The sequence below is a fragment of the Photobacterium sp. 270122K genome (genome assembly GCF_059941365.1).
Genome location: NZ_JBPOEN010000002.1, coordinates 231114 through 252454, shown reverse-complemented (window position 1 = coordinate 252454; position 21341 = coordinate 231114). Strand labels below are relative to the sequence as shown.

The window sequence follows — 21341 nt, the reverse complement described above, 5'->3', positions numbered from 1 at the left end:
GCTCACAGGCAAAACACGATCACGGCGTTAAAAACCGACTGACAACATACTCACTGTCATAACATGGCAGCATAATATGCTACAGTTCCATTGGGGATGCTCCTTTGTAAGGCATCACACACCAACATTGTCTCCTGCTGGGTACAGCGCTATGCTTTAACCAGACTTGATAATTAGAGGCTGCTATGCCAGAAATAAACCAGAACGAACCGGAATGGTTTGCACGCTAGCCTTTGACTCATTACCCATGCAATTGACGCCACTTTTCTAGCTGAGATGGTCTTAGGCCGTATCGTGCCAATACACCCTCGTGAATTCGCCTGAGCTCTTCTAATGCAAGGGCGATAATGTTTTGTTTATCCGTTTCTTGTTCATCACTCATACACGATTCAATGATATCAAGAGGTTGAGATCCAGGCGTCAGTATGACTTGTTTAACTATCATCTTTATCTTCGCTCGATATTGCAAGCGTTGTTGATCGGGTTTCACTAACTCTTGTTTCACGGCTAAGTATTCTTTTGTCGAGCGCTCGTACGCCCATAAATACAGATCACGAAGAAGCTCTATTCTATTCATCTCATAGACACCAAGCACCGCTTTACTGTAGGCTTCTTCGGGTACATCTAAGAACGTAAGAGGACATACGTTGGTTTTAAGCAAAGGGATATTTGCAGCCAAACGAGAGGTACGTTTATTAATATCAGCAAAGGGTTGCAAATAAGGTAAATGCACCATGATAAAAAATGACTGCTCAAAGGGATCGATGATTTGATTCGCTTTATTCAGTATTGATTCCAGTTGGATAGAGAGCACCTCTTCGGATGACATTGGCTTATACACGCTGCCTCCTATCTCTACCACATGACTACGTACTCGCCCTTCATCAAACGGATTGGCTAATAAGTTTTCTGATAGCGCACTGTGCAAATTTAATATTGTGAAACGATTAAACGCAACGGAATCGACATTATCAATCAGTAATTCAATCGCAGATTTATGATTTAAAATCATTTGCGTCTCGATGATATCTTTTCCTTGTGCAAACTGACCATGCTCAATTAATTCTACTGTGTCTAATCGACTATAAGTATTGCCTTCAAGGTGGCTTGATGCCCAAGATAAATCGATTAATAAACGATTGTAGATATCTCTTCCATACGTACCCGCGGGTTGTGTTGCATAGATGGTTTTTCCCATGCGGTGTAGCTGGCGACGAATAGGCTCAGAAAGATAGTGAGTTTTATTGGGAATGTAGTCATCTAAAAAATCACGCGAATAACCAACAGGATCACGCTCAAAAGTAGGCTTACTTAGATAAGTAAGAATGTCATGGCTATCAGGAGAAAGTGGGATCGACTTAGGAAAACCATCATGCTCGCGATGGCTTGAAAGCGTGACCTCTGCTTTATTAATAAGTGCAATGTATTTACGTGAACGACCGTCGCCAATGGCTGCTATCTGTTTGTCTTCAATAAGTTTATTAAGCCAGCGCTGAAGCGTACGCCGAATTAAGTCGGGATGAGCCATAATAAGGTCTGAAACAGACACCGGGTGACATTGTTGTTCGATATAGCGTTGGATTTCAAACCTATTCATGACAGATACCCTTTTAACTGTGACACTTCTCTGAATAAAAGTGTCACAATTATGGCGTGTTTATCCTTTTGTGACAATAAAAGTGTCGCAGTAAGCGTTTTTTGCCTAGTACGCCCTCTTCGTAAACTCTCACCCCTCCCTGAAAGTACATTAACAATCAAATAATTAAGCCAACATCACCCAAGCCTATGAGATAGAAAACGGCCTTAACATGGTGATTTGAGACAGATCTGCGCGGCTGACGGTGAGACGAACACCCCATACTTACAGCGCCTTAAATTTTTCCACCATATCCTTATCAATCTCCTTGATGAGATTAGATGACAAGCCAAGCTGTTTGGCCTCATGACTAAACGAGCGTGTTATTTCAAATATTTCCTCAGCCATAACCATGATCGCTTTCTTTGAAGATAACCCCGACTGAGCCGCTAACTGGTCGAGTGCATTCTTTGGCGTTCGGCCATTACCACCAAATGCCGTCATATGCTCTTTGTAAGGGTTAGGGCTGTAAACAATGTCGTAGAAAGGCGACAGCGTCCAGTTATCTGTGTCACTGGCAAGGAAACTGAAGTTCTTACTGTGATCATCTTGGTTTACAGTTAGGTAATTAAATATGCAGCGCTTAATGAGCTTCTGAGACTCAGTGACACTGCACATGATGCGCGTAGCTTTAACTAAATCCACATAATCCAAAGAAGGCTCTCGAAACGGTGCATCTAACAACCCACACGCAGAAATCATATGGATTCGACCGCCTTGCTCGGTGCTATCAAATCGTTCCTGCTCTAGCCAAAATCGACCATTTCCCGCATCGATTAAAGCAAAGTTAGGCACCTCAATGCCGACATTACGGGCCATCTGCATGTAGCAATATTCGACTAATGATTCAGCGTGCTTCAAGTCAAACTTTTCAGATGTCAACTTTACGATAAGCTTTGTTCCTAGTGTGTCATCTAATGTTGAATATTGCCCATTCGATAACCGTGTAACGTTCATTTTGGGCCTAGCACCACCCGATCCCCCCGTCTTCATCAAGTGCTCAAGCAAAGCAGACTCGGTGCCTTCAAACTCTTCAATCGCAGCTCGGCCAAGGGTAATGATATCAATCGACGCCTTGGACTCATCAAGTAACTCTAATTCAGGCTCATAGCTCAACGCCCCCATACACCTGTCACCCAAGTAAGCCAGACGCTCTAGGGCAGTAATTTCCTTAGGGTTATGACCGTTCTGTCTAAATACACGATCCATGAGATAAAGGCCCCAACCATCGGGGAGACTGTCTCCAAAAACCCCATGAATGCCGTAATGCGGCCCTCTAGGTGCAACTTGCAGACTTGTATCAGCCTTTAAATTGAACGGTGCCAAAGAGGTTGAATGAGCGCCTAAATAAGCCTCATCAAATTGAAAGAAGCTTTGCTTACTATTTTCAACGAGCTTGCCAACAAGTACTTTTTCACCTGTGCTCAGCGTTCGTTTTACAGTTAGGGCTGATTTAAGCACGTCGAAGCACATCCTCTATTGAGGTAAATTCAGGCTCAGACGACGTTGTCAGCGCTTTCACTTTTTTCAAGTCACCGACGGTCTCATAAAGCATGAGAAACTGACGCAATGAGATGTTGCCAGATGACTCAAACTTTCGGATCGTTGCGTAAGGCACGCCAGAGAGATCGGCCATCTTATGAACACTGAGTTTATCTTTTTTACGCGCAGATTTAATAAACTCTTTGAGTTCCATCTGCAAATCATAAGCGGTATAGAGAGATAACATGCACGCCTCTTAAATTGCTACTATGGTATCGATTATAGCGCAAAAAGTAGATTTTTCGCTATTATTGTAGCAAATTTAAAAAACGAGATAATGCCCCCCTACGTTCAACACAACATTTAGCACGGCCTGATAGTACTCTCTATTAGTACATCCCCCACAAAACGCTGATAAACCATTTAACATCAAACCATTAAACCCATCACGCCCGCCCCCATGAGACATGAAATCGCCTTGAAAGGGTAATTTGAGACGGTTTATCTTGTCCGCATGATCGCGTCTGTCGATACCCTGGTGCAGCTCGACGTTGGGTGCGTAAAAACCAATGAAACACCCATAACGCACTCTCCGAGTCATCGCACAAAAATAAAAAGCGACTCTATCCCATCAAAACTAAAAACCTTACACATCAATACCCAAAAGACATATAAGAAAAAAAGTTCGCCTTTTCGCACCAAAAAACCGTTAATCCCTAGAGACAGCGCTCAAAAATAAAACAAAAACCCCGATCGGGTTTCATTTGTACAAAATCAGCCGTCACAATACCCGTGGTTACTTATTGTTCACCCTGTCAATGATTTATGCCGTTCAGAGACGTACAGCGCCAAGCCACACGGTGGCTTTCGTGCTTTCACCAACGGCACATTACTACCAATATCACGAGGTTATGTGGGAAAAAATAGCGCGATACAGACTTATCAGCGAGGCAAAAATGCCGGTGGCGTCGCGCCCGATGTGGATGCGACCCTCACCACCCTCGCCATTTTGTTTCGTCGGTATCGCCGAAAGCGGTCCCGCTCCCCGCACGTGCTTGACACCCATTCTGATGTCGAGTTACTGGTGATGCTCTATTTATGGCTGACCCAGCAACTCTCGACACTGACTACCCTGGAGGATATTCCTGATCTGAAAAAAATCGCCGGCAGTCAGCCATGCCAACTTCATTGCCTGCGAAGCATGCGTGATGGCGGGGTGTCATGGGTGGAATATGCCCTTGCCTACCCGACCAGCACGGGCACGGTGTATTTGTGGCAACCGATCCCCGTGCTGTTCAATGGCCTTTTCCAGCCGTTTATGGCCAACATCAGCTACGACACCCCGTGGCTTAGCCGCAAACAAAAGCAGGCCTTACTGCAAACCCTGCAAAAGAAATGGAAAACGCCTCAGGCATTTTCTGTTTGGCCACGGGTACGTAAAGATAAGCTGTTCCAGTATTTCACCACCATGATCCAGGTTGATCCGGTCTTGTCCACGACGGCCAAATCGGTCCTGCTCACCACGCGTCAATTGCATCACCACAGTGCGGCGGCCTATCAACGCGAGAACAGTGATCAACTTCGATTTAAAATTTTTCATGCCCATAATGCGTATCTGGAACGATTAGCCCGTGCGGCACGCGCGCATAAATGGCATCACTATTTTGACTGCACCATCAATGGCAAAGCCATCGCGCTCGTACAGGCTCCGGCAACGTTGCCCCCTTATTTAGCCGAGCAAGGTACGATCCCGCAGTTTTATATCGATACCCGCAACGGTAACCGGCAAAAGCAGATAGACAATCCGCTGTGGATTGGTAGCGCGCGCCACCTCCGAATCGAGGATGTCAGTGTGTTTTTCCATCGCCTTCAAGAGGCGAACAACAACAATGCCCCCGGCAAGCGATGCTCACTGGCAGCCCTCAAAACCGACTACAACTTGCGTACCTATCAATTGGCACTGCTTTGTATTGTTTTGACGGGAATACGGCCGACGCATGCGATTTCGCTGGAAAAGCGGCGCTGCTTTGGGGGCAATACCACCGTGCGCGACAAAGGGCGATTTCGCCCGCTGTGGCTGTGTGACTATCTGCAACAAAAAATCACCGACTATCAAACTGTGCAGCAGCGACTGCTTGCGCGCCTCCCCGTGCCGGTGGAGAGTCCGATGCTGTGGTATCTGATCGATGATAACCATCAGGTAGAGCACCTAACGGCCAAAACGCTCCGCCACTTTATGCGGGCATATTGGCCAGAAGATGCGGCAATGGCCGTCCCGTATCAACTGCGCCATTTTTTTGCGCAATGCGCTTTATCCAGCACACAACCTCAATTGGCGACGCATCACATTGACCGCTTAATGGGGCATTCTCAGTATGGCGAGCACTTGGGCAGTGATCACCTTTTTCCGACTTGTCTATCAAGGATCCGGACGCATCTGAATCAATTACCGATCTACCTCCATTTAAGATAGGGACACCATGACCGCCGCTGAGCAACCCATTAATGAAAAAAAGATCGTTGAGTATTTCGCTCATCAAGGGGGTACCTGTGCCCGTCCAGACGCGATCCTGTGGGTTTTGCAGCATTGGCCTGAACTGGAGAGCGGCGAGCGTACCGTGACACCGACGATGCTCAGTACACTCTATGCCCTGATTGCGAGTGTGCCAACCGGGAAACAGCGCCTCTACCGTCAGGCGCTCAATGATGTGCTGCTTTATTTAGCACAGACGTGCCAATGGTCGTTACCCGACAGTAAGACCGCGCTGCTTCACGATAATGACTTACTCTGGTTTGAACGTATCACGGAGCAGGCGCAATTTGCTGAGCAGTTGATGCAGCATTACGATCACGCGAAAGCCCATTTCTTACGCCACCGCCCAGCCCTTGAGCCCGCTTGGGTGGCGCTGGTGATTGCGCTGGAAGTCGGGCCGGTCTCACTCCACTATCTGGCGGCGATCCTCAATGATCCCCAGAGTATCGACACGGCGCAATTTGGCCTCACGATAAAAGTAACACACCTTGGCCAGCTGTCATCACAGCAAGAAACGCCCGCCTTTACCCGCTATGGCCTCAGCCCTTTTGCCTATCGGGTACTGTCCGCGTATTACCGCCTGCACGCGCCCGCTCTCTCTGTAAAAGGGTTAGTGAAGCAACTGAATCAATGGATCGCTACTCATTGTCACGAGCCCGCTTCCCGCTCAGTCTTGTCCCCCACCTCGCTGTCAGCACGCTCGGCGCCACAATGGCACCATGCCTTTCAGATATTGTGGCACTATCGTGACGATCTGCCCCCGACGCTGCTGAAAGACATGGCGAACCCTAGCCGGCATGTGGGGTTTGATAGCCATGCACCCAGCTCTGCCTATACCCGCCGCGCGCTTGCGCATCTTTACGATCAGGACTGGGATAAGGCGTGGTTTGAGGGATTAACCTCGTCAACCAAACGCTTTGACTGGCCCCATCTTGAACTGTTACGTCAGTATGCGCGGCAAGGGCGTCGCGGCTGTGACAGCGACACCTGTAACAGCTACGCCCCGCCACGCTGGGAAGCGAGTAACGTTCTGCCCGTGCTCTTTTATCACTACACCGACGATCTGATCCGCTATGGCGGGGTCAAAAAAGCGCTCTTGTCGGCGTCATCCATCCGCAAATACACCGGTATTTATGAAAAACTCACGGCGATGCCGCTGCGTTATGCCGATGCCATCGACCCCTCTGCGTTAATGGCGTGGGCGCATCGCGCGTATGACGCTTTAGAGAGCGACACCCATCGCTTGATGCTGCTTTATTTTTTCCGCTCGCTACGTCATCACCCGCTGACGGATCATTTTGACTTAAGTGCGTTTTCGCCGCCAACGCTGCCGATCCAGGTGGATGCGTTTCGGATCTCGGTGAGCGAACTGCATGATGTGATCCATGCCTTGCTCACACAACCGGGGGCCACCCCATTTCAATCGCTATTCTCGTGCCTAGGGGCCATGCTAGGGTATTTTGCGATGTTACGCAGAGGGGAGATTCTCCGTCTGCGGCTTAAAGATATTTATTGTCACCCGGATCACAAACAACGGTTTCGCCTCACTCTGACCTCCACCGCCGAAGGGGACACAAAAAACCGGCGGACACGCATTGTCTATACCGTGATCCCGGAAGAGCTGGCGCATTTACTGCGCATTTCCCTACACATTAAGGCGTCTTGCCCTGCCGATACCCCGTTGATCGGGTATGAGGGCGAGACGATGAGCTCACGTCAGCTGCATTATCTGTTGCCGGTCACACGCGCATTAAAAGCGCTTCTCGGTCCAGCCGTGCGTATGCATCACCTTCGCCACAGCGGCGCGCATTTACTGTATCTACAAGGCATGGCGTTACTGTATCCCGTACAGCCGACCGCCCTGAATGCCGATCCTCATACCCAGCGCCTCTTAACGTCAACGGTCTGTCAGCAGCGATTTGATTATTGGCTGGAAGGGCGTGATTTTACGCAGATGAATGACAACCTGATCTTTGATGTGATGGGCAAACAATTAGGGCATGCTCACTATGCCACCACGCGGCTCAGTTACTTACATGGGGTTGAATGGCTACGACCTATCATTCAGCCCGACTGCAAACCCTATAGCCACAGTCAATTACGCTATGTCTTGGGGCTGTCACCCACCTCCAACGATATCTCGCGCCAGCTCAGCCGGTTAAGTGCCGATTATGCCAATCGTCCACTCGCGCAGAAGAAAGGCTCCCCGGTCATGCTCTCAGAGCAGGTGCTAAGCCGCGCCGTGCTCAAACACCCGCAACCCGCACCCACGAACATGGCCGCTTATGACGAGATACAAACCGCATACGACGAGCTATGGCAGCAACAGTTTCTCAAACAACATCATTTTCTAGGCCAGCGCACGCTCGATATGCTAAAGAAAAGCCATCTTAACTTCAGTGAACTCAGTGCCCTGTGGCAGCACGCCGGCCGCCATGCGCATGCACCGTTAACGAAGCCACAGCAAACTGCGCTCAACACGTTGAAAGCATCAATGACCGCCCTTTGTCACACACCACAGGCCATCACGATCGAACTTGCGTGCAACCAAAAAAATGCCACAGCATTTACCACATTAATCAGACAACCCCAATGGCAATGGCTCGCTATCCACTTTGTGTTGATCTGTACCCGAAAGATCAATGCCAGCCGTCAGTTGGCCATTGCACAGCAAGGCTTTGCCCGTCGCGGCGAGGCCGTCACACAGAAAAAGATTGCGACCGGTCAATCTCGGCTCGCCATCACCTTATCGCCTAACATCGCGGCAGACGCTTCATTGATGCCGCTGCTACTGCGTTATCTCCAACTCGATAGCTTGCCTGAGCAGGTATACACACCATCCGAGGATTGCCTATGACCCATGAACTGATATTGACGGCTAAAGATCGCGCTAAAATGACCTCGCTGATCGACAGCATTCACCTGCAAAAAGTCGACCATGATATTAGCGTTTTTATTGACACCAAGGGCAAAAAACTCACGTTTGTCGGCGGCAAAGACGAGGCGCTTCAAAGCATCACCTTGTCGATTAATACCCAAGGCACACTCAAAAGTGGCCAATGGTCACTCAATGGATCGTATTTCAAAGACATGATGAATGATTGCAAGGCCGATCCCTCTCCCCTCATTATTGCGCTCGACTATAGCCAGTCTCCCGTTCACCCCCGCGCCAAAATTACCTTATCCAACGATACCTTACGAGCGTGCCAGACAGGGCCTGTACGTGAGGCGCATGTCGCCTACCTTGATGCCCAAAAGAAAAACATCACCAAGAGTGTGCTCGTTAGCACGCTGCAAAACATGATGAGAGAGGTCAAAAAACATGTCCCCTTTGACATGATCGACATTGATCATAACGCGCGTTTGGTACGCATTCAACGTAACCAACATATTCAAGAATTAGCATTGCCTGAATCCTCCGATATTTCCTTCTCAATGACGCTCACTTCAGAGGCGGCAGAGGGACTGATCGATATGTGCGCGCACACTGATAGCGATACGGTTAACATCACGCGACATAATGACAGGATCACCTTCTCGACGCCGACCCAAACGATCACGTATCCACTGGCCGGTCTCGCAGAGTTTTATCAACAAGCCGCTATCCAGTATGAGTGTGAAGCCACGCTGATTGTCACTATCTATGAGATGAAAGGAGAACTAAAAACCTACCACCAGCGATACCCAGAGATCAAACAAGCGAACACCAGCCACCTGCTCATTGAGCAAAATGCCATCATGGTCGCCAACATTGTTCCGCCGTTTGGGTTTCTCAAACACATTCACGTGATTGACATTGATATCAATATCAACCAACCACTGCTCTATCGCGTGGATCTGCGTGAAATCCTCAAAGTGAAAATTCCGTCGATCACGGAGGCCAAGCAGATGAAGCTACAAATATTGAAAACCCCCGATGGCAAACGCGTACTCGGTTTTTTCAATGAACGCCATTCTCGTAACCCCTATGCCACGGTCCCAATTGAACGGGATATGGCGTCGTTACCTGCCGTCATGAAGCTAAAAGCGGAATTCCAAGACAATGAAACGAGCGTCTCTCGCTTGGAGCCACAAGGCGATTTGTTCGGATTTGGGGATATCTAATCAGGCATGGCGTCGCCACACGCGCAGATGTGAGAGTGAGTGGTAGCAATGGGGCAACAACGTCTAAGTAACAACGTACTGAACAAAAAATACAGGGGAATAAATACTGGACAAATAAACAGGATGGCTTACAGTAGTGACATGCACAAAATATGAGCAGAACCTTCTATAGGGTTTTATCCATGATGTTGTGTATGAACATGATGTTGTATACGAAGAAAATAAGGCAGTTGAGACGAAGTGGCGGCAACCACTTCGCCTCGTACCGGCTGCGACTAGTTAAACCGAACCCAGCCGATGGCTCGATTTTAGCGAATTCCATCGGGTAGGGACAGATCTATTTGATGGAGGCCAAAATGGCTCAGATCCGCGTGCGCCCTAATGGGCGGATCCAGTTTGATTTGCACATATATGGGCAGCGTTTTCGTGAAGGCACGAAGACCATGGCCACCCCGAAGAACCTCGCCAATGCCAAATCACAACTGAAAAAAATGAATGCCGAGATTGATTTAGGCACTTTTCAATACCGTGATTATTTTCCGCACAGCAAGAAAGTCGCGCAGTTTGAAACACTCCAACGCGCCAAGCACCCAGATCGCCTATCTCCCTTTTTTGACCATTTCGCCAATGACTGGTTTGAGCGCCAACGCCCCAAGTGGAAAACCAGTTATCAACAAACCGTGCGCAACAATCTCGACCGGTATTTGATCCCGACCTTTGGTAACACGCTGGTGGCAGACATCACGCTATCGCACGTTGAACACGAGCGCCATGCGCTGATGGCGCTTGAGAAAACAGACGGCGAACGCAAACTGTCTAACCGACGCATTAACAATATTTTCTGGCCACTGGTGGCCATTCTTAGCCTCGCGGCCGAAGAGTGCCAATTTACTTACCCACTGCGTCGTTATAAAGCCCTGAAAGAAGAAAAGGCCGATTCTCACCCAATGACGGTCGCTGAGGTGCAGCAGTTTTTACACGCGGTGCCCGCGCAATGGCGTGATTACTTTATTTTACGGTTTTGGACCGGAATGCGTAGCTGTGAAGTGCATGGCTTGTATTGGGAGCATATTGATTTTGCCCATCGACTGATTCGTGTCCGGCAAAACTATGTCAATGGTGAGATTGGTGATGTGAAAACGCCGAAGTCACGGCGTGATTTGAAGATGTGTGGCACCCTCTATGAGGCATTGCAGCGCATTGCGGCCAACAGAGACAATAACAATAACCTCAACCACGACTCACCGTTTGTGTTTACCCTTGATAATGGTCGCCCCATTGATACCCACTATGTCAGCCGAAAACTGTGGTACCCGACATTAAAAAAAGCGGGGTTAAAACGACGCCGTCCTTATGAGACCCGCCACACTGCGGCAGTACTGCACATCGCTGCTCATGAGAACCCGCTCTATATTTCACACATGCTTGGTCATAGTGATACGCGCTTACTGTTCGAAGTCTATGCGCCGTATGTGGCCAATGCGTCTCGCCGTGATGGCAGTGCTTTTGATGCACTCATGAAACAAGAGGGATGTGCTTAGAAAGCCCGATGGTTTAACCGCTATTGATAATTTCAGCTCAGAAACAAAAAGTGCCGTACCCGAAGTTACAGCACTTTTCATTCAGCTACCGCTTAACCTGTTGACACTGACTATGACTTATTTATCCGTACCAGACTCAGAGACTTGCTCATCAAAACGTGGGGCTTTATTACTGCCCACTAACTTATGAATCAACGTGGTAATACGCCAGATATGGCTAATCACAAAGAAATACACGCCAAATACCGCCAAGAAGCTGATGAACATGACGGATTCACGCACGCCGTGCATATCCGCCCAAATACCGATGGCTGCCATGGCTGCTGCCATGGTACAAATCACCACCAATGACATCGCTGATGACAAGCCGATACGCTGACAAATGTGGTGCAAGTGTTCGCGATCCGGCTTAAACGGTGAGTGACCTTTACGGATACGGCGGATCATAATGGTTGCCATGTCCATTAACGGGATCGCAATCAACCACAATGCCGTCACCGGTTTGAACGCGTACACACCCGGCTCTTGCGTACCACGGATCAACATCCATACCGCCGCAAAGCCAATCAACACGCTGCCCGCATCACCCATGAAAACTTTAAAGCGTCGTCCTAATGGAATGCCTAAGTTCAACATGATGTACGGGACCATGGCGGTGACAATCAACAAGCAAACTGCGGCCAAGTATTCATTGCCGTTGGTGTAAAATACCCAGCCCATGGCACCAAAGGTCACGGATGCCAAACCACCCAGCAAGCCATCAATGCCATCGACCATGTTAAAGGCATTGATCGCCCCTATTACGCCCAATACGGTGACGATACCACTGGCGAGCGGTGACAAGGTGATGGTTTCACTGCCCATTAAGAAGCCAAGGTTATGCAGGCTGTGACCGCCAAGGTGGATCATGGCCAGTGAAATACCCGCTTGCACCAACAAACGGAACTTGAAGCTGATATCGTAGTAATCATCAATGGCGCCGATGACGACTAAAATAAAGGCACAGCCTAAGAACAGGAGTAAATTAGGCGTAACAGGTAAGAACAATAAAAAACCAATACACACCGTGGTGAAAATGGAGATCCCGCCCACTAAGGGGATGACCCCTTGGTGGAGTTTACGGGCATTGGGTTTATCGACCAGGCCAATACGTTTTGCCACTTTGCGGAACACAAAGAGACTACAAAACGATAAAAGAAAAACAAAAATAAACGCGGTAGTTGTCATAGTAATGTCTTATATGCTGAGGAATTGATTGCATCATTAAACGTAACGTTGAAATAAAAACCGACAGCAGGCTGATTTTAAATCATGAGGAATGTTAACTGACGAGCTTTAAACTTTTATCTGCGTCCATCACAGATTGTAAATAAAGTGAAAAATCCGAGCCGAGTGTTTCATGGCGCAAGCCATATTCCACAAAGGCTTTGAGATAACCCAACTTGTCACCACAATCGTGCGACTTGCCACTCATGTGAAACGCTTCAACGGTTTCGTCTGCCATTAACATATCAATGGCATCGGTCAATTGGATTTCATCGCCCGCCCCCGGTGGGGTAATCGCGAGTTTGTCCCAAATATTGGCAGACAGCACGTAACGCCCCACAACAGCAAGGTTAGAAGGAGCCTCTTCCACTGCCGGCTTTTCTACCATCCGTGTCATACCAGATGAGTCGCCCGGTGCAAGTTCTGCCCCACCACAATCGACCACGCCATATTTTGACACTTCGCTCATAGGCACGGGTTCAACCATGATTTGGCTTGCACCGGTGGATTCAAAGCGTTGCAGCATCGCCGCTAGGTTTTCAGTGCGCTGGTTGGCGGTGTATTCGTCCAAAATCACATCAGGCAATACAACGGCAAATGGCGCATCACCCACAAGTGGCTTGGCACACAATACTGCATGGCCTAACCCTTTGGCATGACCTTGGCGCACATGCATGATAGTGACATCTTTCGGGCAGATAGACTGTACTTCCTCAAGCAGCTGGCGTTTCACACGCTTTTCAAGCGTCGCTTCAAGCTCGTAAGAAGTATCGAAATGATTTTCAATCGCATTTTTAGACGAGTGGGTAACCAACACGATTTCTTTAATGCCCGCCGCCACACATTCATTAACGATATATTGAATAAGCGGTTTATCAACGATGGGTAGCATTTCTTTGGGAATTGCTTTCGTTGCTGGAAGCATGCGCGTGCCTAGGCCTGCAACAGGAATGACTGCTTTTGAAATTCTTTCCATATCGAAACTTAACCTTAAAAAATTAATAATATTTGTAGAGTGGGATTAGGGGCATTTATAATTGGTTAACAAAAATGGCATTCAACTAAATGATATATTCAATTAAGCATTTTCGGACTATAATGTAGTCTAAACATTAAATACTTGTGATCACGACCGCGTTTAAATTAACTTCATCTAAATATGTGCACAAGAACATATCAATGTATATAATTTAAACTATCCAACATTAAACCTGAATGCCGCATGAAAAAAAAATAAACATTCAAACAAAATACTGGAACGTGATTTGTCTAGAAAACACTTGTTAATGGAGATATAAATAATAGATAGTAAAAGATGTGGTCATATATGGCGTTTCATTATTCATTAAACTAGCTGTTATTGTTAATATCTGTATAAACTTACCCAGTGACTTTATTGAGATTAAAAATCGAACAGTAACGATTAAAGTAACAGTTATTACATTCTATTCACTTTTTAGTTAAGCTTGTTGTATAACAGGTAAAACAACAAATATAGTAATATACATCAAACTATGACAATTAAAGGTTATGTCCACAAAAAACACAACACAGAGCATTACAGATGATTAAAAATTTGAGGTAAATATAATGTTCACTTCAACAATAGCTGTTTTTAATAAAAGTAGAGACGTACAACCCCATCGACTACCAAAAATCGACTGTTTATCAACACATCTCCAGTCACAATTAATGAACTAATATCAAGATCCCCCCACAAAAAAAAAGAATCAAGACAAAGACAGCTGTTAAATTTACGACATAACACAATTAAATAAAGACATAGTAAATAGAAATCTAATTATGTTTAATCACTCTAGCAGGATTTCCCGCAACAACAACATTATTCTCTATATTTTTAGTCACAACAGAACCGGAACCAATGACAACATTATCCCCAATTATAATGCCAGGAAGTATAATGGAGTTTACGCCTATAAAACAGTTTTTACCAATTTTTGTGTTGCACATAATTTGTCTAGAAGAATCATGCGTAAGTATTATAACTCCTGATGTTATGTAAGTACCCTTATCGATATACACTCCTTGGGGGTTTACTTTATCAAGCTTACAACTCAATGAGAGTATGGCTGTTTCATGTATATTCATCCCCCAAATTTTCACGAGAAAAAATCGTCTAAGAGATGTTACAAACCTTTGAACAGAAAGAAATTGAGTTAAGTTCACAATTACCCATCCCAAATTGTTAATTTCATGAATCAATGAAATAAATTCAATTGACGTATTATTATTTATCTGTAGTGTGTTTTATAATCGTAGTTTTACCCCCACACGATATCAAACAATTCTGTTAATAATAAGCCACCTTTCATGTTCAAATGACTTCCATCTTCATAAATTGCCTCACCATCTAGCTCAGATACATAACCGCTTCCATTGTCAAAAATTGGTAATGGGTCCAAAATAACAACATTACATTGATTCTCAAGAGTTCTTAAAATTGAATCATTAAAATTGTTACGCTCGTTATAAGCATTGTAACTCATAACAACTGGACTAATTTCACCTCTGAATAACTCTTGGGACAAGTATTTATTCGATACATCAAAATTAAACTCAGGCACTGGTTTAAGAATATATAATTTACGACCTTCAGATAAAGTGCAAAAATTTTCAATTACATGTTTCTTATAATTTTCCAAATACGCTTCTGAAAAAACATTGTAACTATTAAAGTACACAAAAGGAATATTCTGTTCTCCCTTTTCATTAAAACCGAAAGGATAAAGATTAAGCCGACTTAAAATAATGACTGGAGTGTTTTTGAAATCACCATGAATTAATTTTTCGTACAAATAGCGATTATATTCACTACATCCAGAAAAAATTGAATCTGCACGATGCTTGGCGCCTACCACAGGTAAACAACCACTAGCACGAGCATTAATGATAAGACCGTCAGTATCAACATTTCTTAGTGACTTTAATGCAGAAGAAGCGACCGAACCTGCATGGCTATCTCCGAGTATAATAGCCCTTACATTTTCATTATAAGAATCTAATTTGTCACAACCAGATCCATAAGGAATATTATCTCTTGAATATAATCGACACTCATCTAGGCGTAGCTTTATTAAATCTTGTTCTAGCTCTTTATAGTATTTAGCATTAATATTGTAATTACTTGCTGACTGTATATTATCCCGACCTTCAAAACCCGAATTAACAAACATCAAAGAACCGAACAATCCGACTAAAATGAGAAGAATCATGGGAGGTGAAATTATTACACGCCGCAATGTTACGTGATTTGACAGCTTATTTTTTTCTATGAAAACAAAACTTATGAATCCAAAAAAAACAGAAAGTGGCAAACCGAAAAACATCCAATCAAGTTCATCAAAATAACGACCGAAAACTAATATAGGCCAATGCCATAAATAGATTGAATATGACCATAGCCCTAGATGTTGAATTATACGGTTATTAGTAAATATTGATGATTGCTGATTGCTGATTATAACAAGATAAGCACCTAATGTAGGGAAAACAGCCAAATATCCGGGCCATGGAGTATCACTTGATATATAGAAATAAGAAAAAATTATAAGTGAAAGTCCAAGCAGGTTACATTTCCTTGCATTAGTATCACTGAGTGTTATAGGATATAAATATGCCACAGCTCCAAATAACATTTCCCAAGCTCTTGTTGGGAGCGCATAATATGAAAAATTCGGAAATTGATATGTGGCAATTACACTAAAAATAAAACATACAATTGTTAACAATAAGACAAATTTCTTTAAAACACTTATGCTCACAAAACGTTTAAAACATAACAAAATAATAGGATAAATTATATAGAACTGCCATTCGACCGAAAGAGACCATGTATGAAGTAACCACTTTTGAGCCGAAGATGTATCAAAATATCCAGCTTCACGCCAGTAAATAATATTTGAAAAAAATGCAATACTACTAGTTACGTGCTTGCCTAAAATTTTAAGATCGATTGGAGTAAGATACAACCAACCAAATAAAAGTACAAACAAACATAAAAAACCGAGTGGTGGAATTATACGATTAGCACGAGAAACATAAAAACGAAATAAATCAAACTTTCCAGACTCCAACCCACCGAATATTATTTTTGTCATCAGGAAACCTGATATCACAAAAAAAACGTCGACCCCAGAAAAACCACCAGGCACAAATTGTGGATTAAAGTGAAAGAAGACAACACCAATAAGCGCCAGAGCTCTTAATCCATTAATATCATATCTAAAATTCATTCTTCAATTACCAAATCATACAAACAATTCGTAATACTGCTTCCTTATTATGCTCCAAGTATATCTGCGTTTAGCAATATTGAGCATGTCAGGACCGCATTCCTTACCAACATTCATCGTTATCAATTGAGATAGCTCATCAGAATCACTGAAATAAACCGCTCTACTTTCAGTTGTTGCTTTATTGTATGAACAATCGAAACAATAAATTGGCTTTGAGAAATGCATCATTTCAACAAGAGATGGATTTGTACCTCCTGCTGAATGACCATGAATATATAGTGAACATGAAGAGCGTAATTTATATAGAGTACTAATGTCATAAACGGGATCTATTAATTCAATATTAGAAAAACTAGAATATTTATCACGTACATTTTTCCCATAATCACTATTGTTCCAATTTCCAATAAATTTAATTTTTTTATCCATGCAACTAAAAGCATCTAAAATCATTTCTATATTATTTTCAGGCTCAATCCTACATAATGCAAGAGCAAATTCATCACTAGGTAAAGATACATCAACACAATTGGTAGCGTGATCCCCACCATAAGCAATAACTCTACTTCTAACATTATACTCAGATAATACATAATCATAGATAGCCGAATTATCAGAAATTACTATATCAGAGTACTTAACCGCTAATTTTTCAGAAAATTTAAGGAACTTCTTTACCCATAGTGACCACTTATCTCTCTTCCACTCTAAACCATCAATATTAGTTATAATTTTAGATGATGAAAAAGCTTTGAATAATGGTAAAAAGACACAGCCAGAAACACCAAGAATTAAAACATTATCTGGCTTGGTAATCAGACAGTGTAACATGCCTAAAATATCATAAAATACACTTTGAATACCGTTAGCTTTCATTGGTATATAGATTAACTTTGCGCCTTTATAAGACAACATTTTGTCATTATAGTTTTTTGAAGAACAGTACACCGAAATTGAACCTGAATAATCATCAAGTAAGTTATCAACCAGAGACTCAAAACCACCATAAGATGCAGGAACACCGACTGTCCCGATAATTGATACTGATTTATTATCAGATTTCATTTAATTCCACCATTAAACGAGTATAAAATTTCGTGAAAGATTGTTTATATTTAATTGACGAAAAGTGCCTTGATGTAACATGTGCACTTTTAGAATATGATTGCCATAAAGTATATGAACCGCCAAGCATATTTATGAATTTAGAAATATCTTCAATATTTCTTGAATCTAATAAAATCCCATTAGATAAATTAACAAACTCAGTTGGTCCACCAACAGGTGGTGCTACAACTGGACTTCCAAAAGCCATCCCCTCAATAAGAGATAATCCGAAGGTCTCGATCCAACAATCTGGCAATGATAAATTTAACACCAAGAAACTTTCGGAAAATAATTGTTCAAGATTAGATGGTCTAGATACAAGGAATAAGTTAGATGGTATATCCCTATTTAATAAAAATGCATTAATATCGGTAACATCACAATTTAATGCACCTATAAATTCAAAATCAGGATTCAGTTCAGATAATTGAACTAACTGCTCAATACCTTTATATTGTTTTAAAGAACCTGCAAATAAAATTTTTCTTCCATAAAACTTTTCAGTTGCATTGAAAACAGGTTCAAGTGGAAAATCATCTCTTAATCCATTATGAATTACTGCTTTCTCTGGCTTTAAAAACCATTCTTCTTCTTCTAAATATTTAGAAACATAAATCACATGGGTAGCGAAGTTTTCTATAAAAAAACGTAAAAAACTTTTCAATAAGTCCGGCTTAATTAAAGTTTCATGAATATAGCAAACAATTTTTGCTCTCATAACCCAAGATACAAATACCGCTGCAAAAGGTAACATTGTGTTAATTATAACAACAGGCTTTCGTTTTTTAATATGACTGGTTGACAAATAAAAAAACAATTTAAAAAACAGAGCTAATTGTGCCACTAAGAAATAAAACAATTGTATATTTCGATTTTTACTTCTAGCATAGAACACATTGACTCGTTGACAATCAACATCATCAAGAAACCCAGAATGTTTGCTCGTGAATAAAAAACTTCTCTTAGGGTCATTTACACGACATCCTATTGCATCTTTTAAAACCCTTGGACTCCCACTAAAATCGTTGAATATATGTATATAATACAAGTCAATATTATCAGCCATAGATAAACACCCAAACATAAGTCGAACAAATAAATTTACTCTTTATTTGTTAAAAAGAATTTATTTGTAGATAAAAATAATAATGAAAACCAAACTAGTGGAGTATTTATACCTGACATTACGACAAGGATAAACCAAAGGGCTAAAGATATCGGCTCTTTATATAAAACCATTTGTTTAAATGTAATAGCTAAAAAAACAAGTGTTAAAGGCCATCCATATTCTAATGCAAAAGATAAAGATCCACCTCCAGTGAAGTTATCCGTAACACCAGGAAACGCTGTAGACATAAATTGCTTTGTGAAATCAACACCATTACCAATAATTCCACCAATACTAAATATATCTATTTTTTGCGCAGATAATATAAACGGCACGACTCTTACTGATGCACTATGGTCAGCAGAAATCATATTGTCTATGCTTCCACTAAATACTGCCGTGGAGAAAGCAAAAAAACGTTCAAAGGCAACAATCGGTGCATCAGTAAAAATTATTGCGCTTACGACTGTGCCTAATAACAATATCCAACCATCTCGAAAATTAATAAATCTCAGAATAAGTAAGAAAACCATTAAAAAAGCAGTACCACTCCCCATTGTCAATACTGACCAAAAAAATGCAATAGATACAATTTTCTCGTTTCTTATAAAACCCCAAAGTGTAGTCTTTTTATTTGAAATACACTCCTTTACTATAATATAGCTATACATAAGCACACCTAATATACGTGCGCTATGTGAGGGTTCAGCAGATAACGCATTAAGTTTCCAAGGCATTTCAGTTGTATAATTATTAGCATTCAATACTGGAAGCCCTAATAACACACAGATTTGTTGTACTAATAACATACAAAAATATGCTATCAATATCATTCTAATCAATCCTAAGTATTTCCAGGCAGACAGTGTTCCACACTTTAAAAATTTTAAGTATGATATATATGATATAACATATAATGTTGTAAAAATCAGCGTCGTAATTCTTACTGATTCATGATTTGAGATGTATGGAAAAAGCCAGAGAAATATAATAAATATATATAAATAGATTTCAATTTTAAGATGAAACCTAAATTTTATTATAAATGTAGATATTGTAATAAGTACTCCAATTAAAAAATAACTCATTCCAGTTTCTTTGTTTAGGAACACTGAAGGATATATACAAAAAGCAATTAATGTCAAATAAACGAATGCATTCGCTCTATTAAAAGTCATTTTTTTCATTTGTTTCTTCAAGAGCTTTTTTGATTGCATTTAAATAACCATGCTCAAACTTAATATCAGGTTCTAAATACCCGCCTTCAGCCCATTCATTCCATGCAAAAAGGAAAATCTTATCAGTTTCATATTCATTTCTTGCTTTAACTATAAGCTTAGAAAGGTAATCACCAAATTTTTGAGGAGTTGCACCTACATAACAAGAGCCTCTTTTACCTTTGCGGGGAGTGTTATCCCAATCAACGAATGCACAAGGAAGATCTCCCTTCTTCATTGGTTTTAATGAAAGAATTTTCTCCCATGCTTCATCATATGATTTTATAGTTACTTCTTCTTGTTTTCGAAACATCTTAAGATGCAAACCAAGATATTTCTGCAGAACGGCGGTAATTTTAGGTACCCAGATGTTCATTAATTGACTAGATTTACTTGCACCAAGCATCTCAACATATTGTGGCTGAAATTGAATACCATAGTCGAATAGTGATTTATCCATAGTAGCATCTAAATGGCTATTTACATGCTGGTGTATAAATTTCAAGCCATCAAATCCATTCTCTATTGCTAATTTATTCCATAGATCAAGCATAGCTTTCAATTTTCTAATATGATGAGGCACATATATGGTCAAAAGAGGCTTATTATCCTCCACGATATAACGAGGGTCTTTGAAAAATTTCAGTAAATACTCAAAATGATCTACCCAATCTTTTTCATCATTAAAATCATGCCCAATCAATATCTTATTATCAGCAGAAACCCACCCATTATTCCAGTTTTCATTTGCCCAAGACACACAATACTTGATATCGATATCAGGATTCTCTAATAACATTTCCATTGGTTTTTCTAGGAGTTTATGCCCATTAAACCAATAATGATAAAAACAGAATCCATATATACCATTTTCTTTAGCAATCTTGCACTGCCATCTTAAAACTTCGACATCAGATAAATCATAGTAATTATTGTTTAACGGTACTCGTGGCTGATAATGTGAATCAAATAACTTTGTTGCCTTTTTCAGGTTAGTCCACTCAGTGAACCCCTCACCCCACCATTCATCATTTTCTGGAATTTGGTGAAATTGAGGTAAATATAGAGGAATTATTTTCATTTTTGCCTAA

At 42.4% G+C, this 21341-nt stretch carries 15 protein-coding genes; 4 read left to right on the top strand and 11 right to left on the bottom strand.

The genetic code is table 11. The features are described 5' to 3' along the window. Window positions 1–241: 241 nt before the first annotated feature. The 3 genes from ACSF8W_RS04355 to ACSF8W_RS04345 all read right to left on the bottom strand — a co-directional run bounded on the left by ACSF8W_RS04355 (window position 242) and on the right by ACSF8W_RS04345 (window position 3365). Window positions 242–1597 (bottom strand): Fic family protein, encoded by a 1356-nt coding sequence (locus ACSF8W_RS04355; protein WP_500845379.1) that lies wholly within the window; start codon window positions 1595–1597, stop codon window positions 242–244. Between the two features lie 264 nt (window positions 1598–1861). Next, entirely contained in the window at window positions 1862–3097 is a 1236-nt protein-coding gene (locus ACSF8W_RS04350) for a type II toxin-antitoxin system HipA family toxin (protein WP_500845377.1), read from the bottom strand. Next, a complete protein-coding gene (locus ACSF8W_RS04345) occupies window positions 3090–3365 on the bottom strand; it encodes a helix-turn-helix domain-containing protein (protein ID WP_428479881.1) in 276 nt (91 codons plus the stop codon). The genes ACSF8W_RS04350 and ACSF8W_RS04345 overlap by 8 nt, the downstream gene beginning before the upstream one ends. Window positions 3366–4031: 666 nt before the next feature. Here ACSF8W_RS04345 and ACSF8W_RS04340 point away from each other — a divergent pair. The 4 genes from ACSF8W_RS04340 (at window position 4032) to ACSF8W_RS04325 (ending at window position 11296) form a co-directional block, all read left to right on the top strand. After that, window positions 4032–5591, top strand: a complete 1560-nt coding sequence (locus ACSF8W_RS04340) for a site-specific integrase (protein WP_500845375.1) — start codon at window positions 4032–4034, stop codon at window positions 5589–5591. A 7-nt stretch (window positions 5592–5598) separates the two neighbouring features. After that, window positions 5599–8508 (top strand): site-specific integrase, encoded by a 2910-nt coding sequence (locus ACSF8W_RS04335; protein WP_500845373.1) that lies wholly within the window; start codon window positions 5599–5601, stop codon window positions 8506–8508. Beyond that, window positions 8505–9755, top strand: a complete 1251-nt coding sequence (locus ACSF8W_RS04330) for a hypothetical protein (RefSeq protein WP_500845371.1) — start codon at window positions 8505–8507, stop codon at window positions 9753–9755. Before ACSF8W_RS04335 ends, ACSF8W_RS04330 begins: the two co-directional genes overlap by 4 nt. Before the next feature lie 356 nt (window positions 9756–10111). Continuing rightward, window positions 10112–11296: a tyrosine-type recombinase/integrase gene (locus ACSF8W_RS04325; protein ID WP_500845369.1), complete on the top strand. Its 1185-nt coding sequence runs from the start codon at window positions 10112–10114 to the stop codon at window positions 11294–11296. Window positions 11297–11413: 117 nt separating this feature from the next. Here ACSF8W_RS04325 and wecA read toward each other — a convergent pair whose 3' ends face one another. From wecA to ACSF8W_RS04285, 8 genes are all read right to left on the bottom strand, one after another. Further along, on the bottom strand, window positions 11414–12523 hold the full coding sequence (gene wecA / locus ACSF8W_RS04320) for a UDP-N-acetylglucosamine--undecaprenyl-phosphate N-acetylglucosaminephosphotransferase (protein ID WP_500845367.1): 1110 nt from the start codon (window positions 12521–12523) through the stop codon (window positions 11414–11416). Between the two features lie 94 nt (window positions 12524–12617). Further along, window positions 12618–13538, bottom strand: a complete 921-nt coding sequence (gene galU, locus ACSF8W_RS04315; RefSeq protein ID WP_500845365.1) for a UTP--glucose-1-phosphate uridylyltransferase GalU — start codon at window positions 13536–13538, stop codon at window positions 12618–12620. Window positions 13539–14359: 821 nt separating this feature from the next. After that, a complete protein-coding gene (locus ACSF8W_RS04310; RefSeq protein WP_500845363.1) occupies window positions 14360–14749 on the bottom strand; it encodes an acyltransferase in 390 nt (129 codons plus the stop codon). A 95-nt stretch (window positions 14750–14844) separates the two neighbouring features. Further along, complete coding sequence (locus ACSF8W_RS04305; RefSeq protein ID WP_500845361.1) at window positions 14845–16815, bottom strand: acyltransferase family protein; 1971 nt, start codon at window positions 16813–16815, stop codon at window positions 14845–14847. A gap of 15 nt (window positions 16816–16830) precedes the next feature. Beyond that, window positions 16831–17883, bottom strand: coding sequence for a DUF1972 domain-containing protein (locus tag ACSF8W_RS04300; protein ID WP_500845359.1), 1053 nt, complete (start codon window positions 17881–17883; stop codon window positions 16831–16833). Continuing rightward, a complete protein-coding gene (locus ACSF8W_RS04295; RefSeq protein WP_500845357.1) occupies window positions 17873–18991 on the bottom strand; it encodes a glycosyltransferase family 4 protein in 1119 nt (372 codons plus the stop codon). The genes ACSF8W_RS04300 and ACSF8W_RS04295 overlap by 11 nt, the downstream gene beginning before the upstream one ends. A 35-nt stretch (window positions 18992–19026) precedes the next feature. Next, on the bottom strand, window positions 19027–19866 hold the full coding sequence (locus ACSF8W_RS04290) for a hypothetical protein (protein WP_500845355.1): 840 nt from the start codon (window positions 19864–19866) through the stop codon (window positions 19027–19029). A 334-nt stretch (window positions 19867–20200) separates the two neighbouring features. Next, window positions 20201–21331, bottom strand: coding sequence for a glycoside hydrolase family 99-like domain-containing protein (locus ACSF8W_RS04285; protein WP_500845353.1), 1131 nt, complete (start codon window positions 21329–21331; stop codon window positions 20201–20203). Window positions 21332–21341 lie beyond the last annotated feature (10 nt).